This window comes from Okeania sp., from assembly GCF_983059655.1.
Window position 1 is genome coordinate 1 of the sequence record NZ_CEZPJD010000254.1, and the last position, 4,650, is coordinate 4,650.

The window sequence follows — 4,650 nt, forward strand, 5'->3', positions numbered from 1 at the left end:
AGTCTGATATTCTAGTAAGGTAACGAAATAACTATATCCCCTAAGTAAAAATGTTAACTATTGGAACACAAAAAAGCGATCGAATTAGCACAATTACTAATACAACTTGGGCTGAATATATTAGTTTAGATTTGCCCAGTAAACGAGTTTCATTTCGCAATGGAGTTATTACTATCGTGTCCCCAGGACGTAACCATGAATTGATTGGTGATTATATCAGGTTGATTATTTGGGCGTATTGTCGTAATCTTAATATTCCTGTTTTCACCTTTAATCAAACTACTCTTAAGGAAGAAGGAAAAGAAGGGAAAGAACCTGATGTAGCTTACTGTTTTGAAATAGACAAAGACAAGCCAGATTTGGCAGTAGAAATAAATCTAACATCAGGGAGTATCGACGATTTGACTAAATATCAATACTTAAAAATTCCTGAAGTTTGGCTATGGGAAAACAATAAAGTTAGATTCTTTGTTACCAGTGATTCAGGATATTTAGAATTAAAAATAAGCAATTCTCTGCCTAACTTAAAGAGCGATCGCGTGACAACTATTGTCAATAGTTGTTTTGGTAAAAGTGTTTTAGAAGTAGAAAATTATTTCCGTTAAAGCTTAATTAAAAAATAACAAAATAGTATAGATTAATTTGACCGAACCCATTAATATCTATTTCAAAATGATCGTTAGTTTTGTTCACAAACAGATAGTCTCCAATAGATATTTTATGATATAATTAAAGAGCTAACCTTTTCTTCTACTAAATAAGCTGGGCATTTTCAATAGTTTACAGTTCTAAAGGAAACTTCATTATTATTAGGATTATAAAGAGTATAGGTAGCATTTCCGGGCAAACTTCCCACATTACCTACTCCTATAACCTGACGGAGTGTCGTCAAAGTTTGAGTAGATGATGTTGTCTCAATAGCACCCACTTCAGCTCCCAACTTTGTCACTCCACTACTCACCGAACCATTTTCTAACTGATATTTAAAAGCTAAACCAGACCGACCACAAAATAAATTATTAACGCCAAAACGCATTAATCTATCTAACATTTGTATCGGTGGAGTATCGGGAGTCAATTTATCGTGTACCCCCAGAGTGCTGCCGTGAATTAATAAACAGTCAAGTTCAGAAAAACCAAAAGGCAAATTTCTCAACCATTCTACTGTTTCTCTATCCACATTATCCCATAATATTTTCACAGTATCTATGCCATATTCTGCTATTAATTCTGTCGGTTCAGCTGTAGTAGTTAATCCATGTAAAATCAAACATTGTTCTTCCCACCATCCCGTACAAATTTGGGGTTGAAGTTCGTTTTTTTTGGGATAACGTACTCGCTCTACTAATTTTTTGCAATCTATATTTAGCCCGACTAAATCTCCTAAAATATATAAAGCTTCCACAGAATATTTATGCTTTTTTATATCAGCAAGTACCGCTTCATAAGCTGTGATGTTTCCTTCAATTCCAGTTAAAATTGCCCAATAATTCATATAATTTTTTGCTTTTTTTTTAGGTTAGATAAAGTGAGATTAATTAGGGTTTACTGATTAAATCTAAAAGCATTGAAATATAAATATTTTAGCTTTTTTTTTGTCAAAAAAAGCGCCTGGCATCACATGTAAAACGCTCAAAAAGTTAGTATTTTAGGCGCATAGTTGGGCAAAAAAATCAAGGGATAATTCTTGCTTCTAACTCCTTGCTCATTCCCATTCCTCCTGTCTCTTGTCTCCTGTCTCCTACCCCTACCACTCATACTTTATTCAGCAAACCCTAATTAGTTTTCATCAGCCATAAAAAAATAATACCTGTTTCAAAAAATCTTGCTTTGCTTAGTTATAAGTCAATACGGTTCAGATAAGATTCAAACTCCCATGGTATGAAACCATTAGAGTAGAACTTCAGATTACCGAAATGTAAAACAAAATTCTTAACTGAACCGTATCGTTATTCTAACTAACTCCTAAAACATGAATAACCATGCGTTGATTTTCATTAACAAAATAATCTATGGGTTTTAATCCTCCTTTTATAGCCAGATTTTGAAAATAATCCACTGGATATTTATAAGAACTCAAGAGATGAAATTTTGTGCCTTTCTTGATATTTATAGGAGTACCATCTAGAACAAAATTTTGTTCTGCAGTTGCTCTGACATTATGTTCTACACAATGAGTTTCAGCTACCCAATTAAATTCATAATTAAATGCAGTTGGATCGAAGCCAGAAACTGGTAGGTCGCGATTGATAAAATATAAAATACTGAGTGTCAATTTTGCCATTCTTCCATCATTATAAGCTTCTCTTAATGATGACTCATTTTGATTCGCATCAACACCAACAATTAGAATGCCATGTGGTTTTAATGCTTGTGAAATTCTTCCGAAAAAATTCAGGCAATTACTGGTAGAAAGATTAGTAATTGTACTACCTTTAAAAAAAACTACGGGTTTAGCAAAGTTTTGCACCAGTTCGACATTTTTAATAAAATCATCTTGCATTATTTGAACTGGTATTTCTGGTAACTCCCGTCCTAAAATTTTTTGAGTTTGATGCAGATAAGTTTCGCACACATCTACAGGAATATAACTTTGAAATTTTTCAACTGCTTTTAGAAAAGGTAAAGTTTTATTCTGGAAAGCTATATCTGTACCCGGACCAAATTCTATAATATTAGCTTCTTGTGGAACATAAGTAGCGATTTTTTCAGCTACATTATTAATTAATTGGATTTCTTCTTTGTAAAGATAGTAACCTAAATTTTGAGATATTAGTTCCATATAACATACTTCCCCATTGGCAGGATCGTTGTCAATATTTGGGTCAGGAGTGCTATACAAATAAGCAGCCATATTTTCTTCCTGTTGTCCTAAAAATAGGGATTTTGCATCGGAAAGGAATAAAGCGCTAAAGTCCACCATAATTTTTTCTGTTGAGATATACTAACGGCCAATACATTTGAGTTAAAACGAAAACTCATAAGATATCGAACCATTATATAGGCTTTTGAGACTACAAAACTGCCAAAAAAATCCTTAACTGAACCGTATTGGGTTATAAGTTTTAGGTAGTAGGTGGACTTTCATTAATGGATAATTGATAATTACCTCTGGTTAAAACCGTTACGGAATTGAATATAAGGAAATATTATTTCTTTTTTTCCCTTAAAAGGGGGAGGCTTTAAACCTGAATTATTCAATTATTAATTATTAATTATTAATCATCTCTCACAAATATGAGTAGGGTCATCAGCTTTTTCAGCATATTCTAAACCCCTTGCCAAACGCCAAGCAAAAATTTCTGGCAACCCTTTATTAACTATAGCTTCACAAGTAAGTTGATAATCATAGGGAATCTCTCGAATATTTACTTCTCCTGTTTCATTGTCATAAATAACGTAAGTAGCATTCGGTCTACCATGACGAGGTTCTCCTACAGAACCAACATTAACAATTTTTTTCAGAGGAGCAATACAACTCTTTGACTCTAAATTTTCGCTCCCAAAACTACTAACTTTAACTAATAGTTGACCAGCATCAAGAGTACGAACATAAGGCACATGAGTATGACCGCAAAACAACACATCAGCACCACTACTAATTACCCTTTCAACTGCTAAAAATCCATCTAAATCTGGCAATAAATATTCATGGTTACTATGAGGACTACCATGAACAAAACACATATTTTCCTCTTTCAAAGTATGAGGTAAAGAACTTAAATATTCTCGCGTTTCTGGATGAATTTCTCGATCGGTCCATTCGTGGGCTAACTTGCCACGTTTCTCTGCTAATAAAGAAGGATAACTACATTCACAAGAATTTAATCCTTCCACAATATCTTCATCCCAACAACCTAAAACTGTGGGAATATCTAAACTGCGAATTTGCTCGACAACTGCGTTAGGATGGGGGCCATAACCGACCAAATCTCCCACACAGAAAATTTTCTCTGCTTTCTGTTTTTCTATATCTATTAATACAGCATTTAAAGCTTCGTAGTTGCCATGAATGCAAGACATAACTGCGATTTTCATACTAATTCTTCCTCTTTAATTAATGGAATTCAAAATTCAAAAGTCAAAAGTAAGATTTTAACTAAATTCAAAAGTCAAAAGTCAAAAATAATATTTTATAGCTCAAAACTTTGATAATTCCGTTTCACCGAATTCAAAAATCAAAAGTAATATTTTATAGCTCAAAATTTTGATGTTTCAGTAATTTCAGGAAATTATTCGACATCTAAGGAAATATTATTTCTTTTTTTCCCTTGAAAAGGCAGGCTTTTAACCAGAATTATTCAATTATTAATTATTAATTATTAATTATTAATTATCCATTATCCATTGTTTCTTTTACTTGTTGTTGATAAGCTAAAATTGCAGCATCGGGCAAACAACAATCTTCTAAACTTTCTGCTAAAGCTTTTTGATTTAAATTATTACCAAAAACTTCAATTCCACTAAAACGTTCTGGTCTTCCTTCTAGCCATCTTGGTAAATTTAATTCTTGATATTCAGTCTCTTTTCCTAGGACAAAATCAAAATAAAAAGCACGTCCGTCAGCAATATCAAAAATTGCTTTAGCACGCATTATTTGACCATAAGCTCCAGCAGTTAATTCTTCATACCAAAAAACATCTAAACTTG

4 protein-coding genes and 1 pseudogene are annotated in these 4,650 nt (G+C 32.7%); 1 reads left to right on the forward strand and 4 read right to left on the reverse strand.

The window, feature by feature from the left end:
- Positions 1-50: 50 nt before the first annotated feature.
- Positions 51-605, forward strand: coding sequence for a Uma2 family endonuclease (locus AC3DU7_RS15485; protein ID WP_488040227.1), 555 nt, complete (start codon positions 51-53; stop codon positions 603-605).
- Between the two features lie 167 nt (positions 606-772).
- On the opposite strand, the gene AC3DU7_RS15490 is transcribed toward AC3DU7_RS15485, so the two are convergent.
- The 4 genes and pseudogenes from AC3DU7_RS15490 to AC3DU7_RS15505 all read right to left on the reverse strand — a co-directional run.
- Entirely contained in the window at positions 773-1,495 is a 723-nt protein-coding gene (locus tag AC3DU7_RS15490; protein ID WP_488040228.1) for a metallophosphoesterase family protein, read from the reverse strand.
- 459 nt (positions 1,496-1,954) lie between these two features.
- The gene (locus tag AC3DU7_RS15495; RefSeq protein ID WP_488040229.1) at positions 1,955-2,923 is read right to left on the reverse strand and encodes an L-histidine N(alpha)-methyltransferase; all 969 of its coding nucleotides are present in this window, start codon (positions 2,921-2,923) and stop codon (positions 1,955-1,957) included.
- Positions 2,924-3,222: 299 nt separating this feature from the next.
- Entirely contained in the window at positions 3,223-4,038 is an 816-nt protein-coding gene (locus AC3DU7_RS15500; protein ID WP_488040230.1) for a metallophosphoesterase family protein, read from the reverse strand.
- A 295-nt stretch (positions 4,039-4,333) separates the two neighbouring features.
- Positions 4,334-4,650 (reverse strand): annotated as a pseudogene (locus AC3DU7_RS15505) (GTP-binding protein); the annotation flags it as partial.

Bases quoted from the DNA above. Each gene is read 5' to 3' on its own strand.
- AC3DU7_RS15485 (WP_488040227.1), top strand. From the start codon at position 51: ATGTTAACTATTGGAACACAAAAAAGCGATCGAATTAGCACAATTACT.
- AC3DU7_RS15490 (WP_488040228.1), bottom strand. From the start codon at position 1,495: ATGAATTATTGGGCAATTTTAACTGGAATTGAAGGAAACATCACAGCT.
- AC3DU7_RS15495 (WP_488040229.1), bottom strand. From the start codon at position 2,923: ATGGTGGACTTTAGCGCTTTATTCCTTTCCGATGCAAAATCCCTATTT.
- AC3DU7_RS15500 (WP_488040230.1), bottom strand. From the start codon at position 4,038: ATGAAAATCGCAGTTATGTCTTGCATTCATGGCAACTACGAAGCTTTA.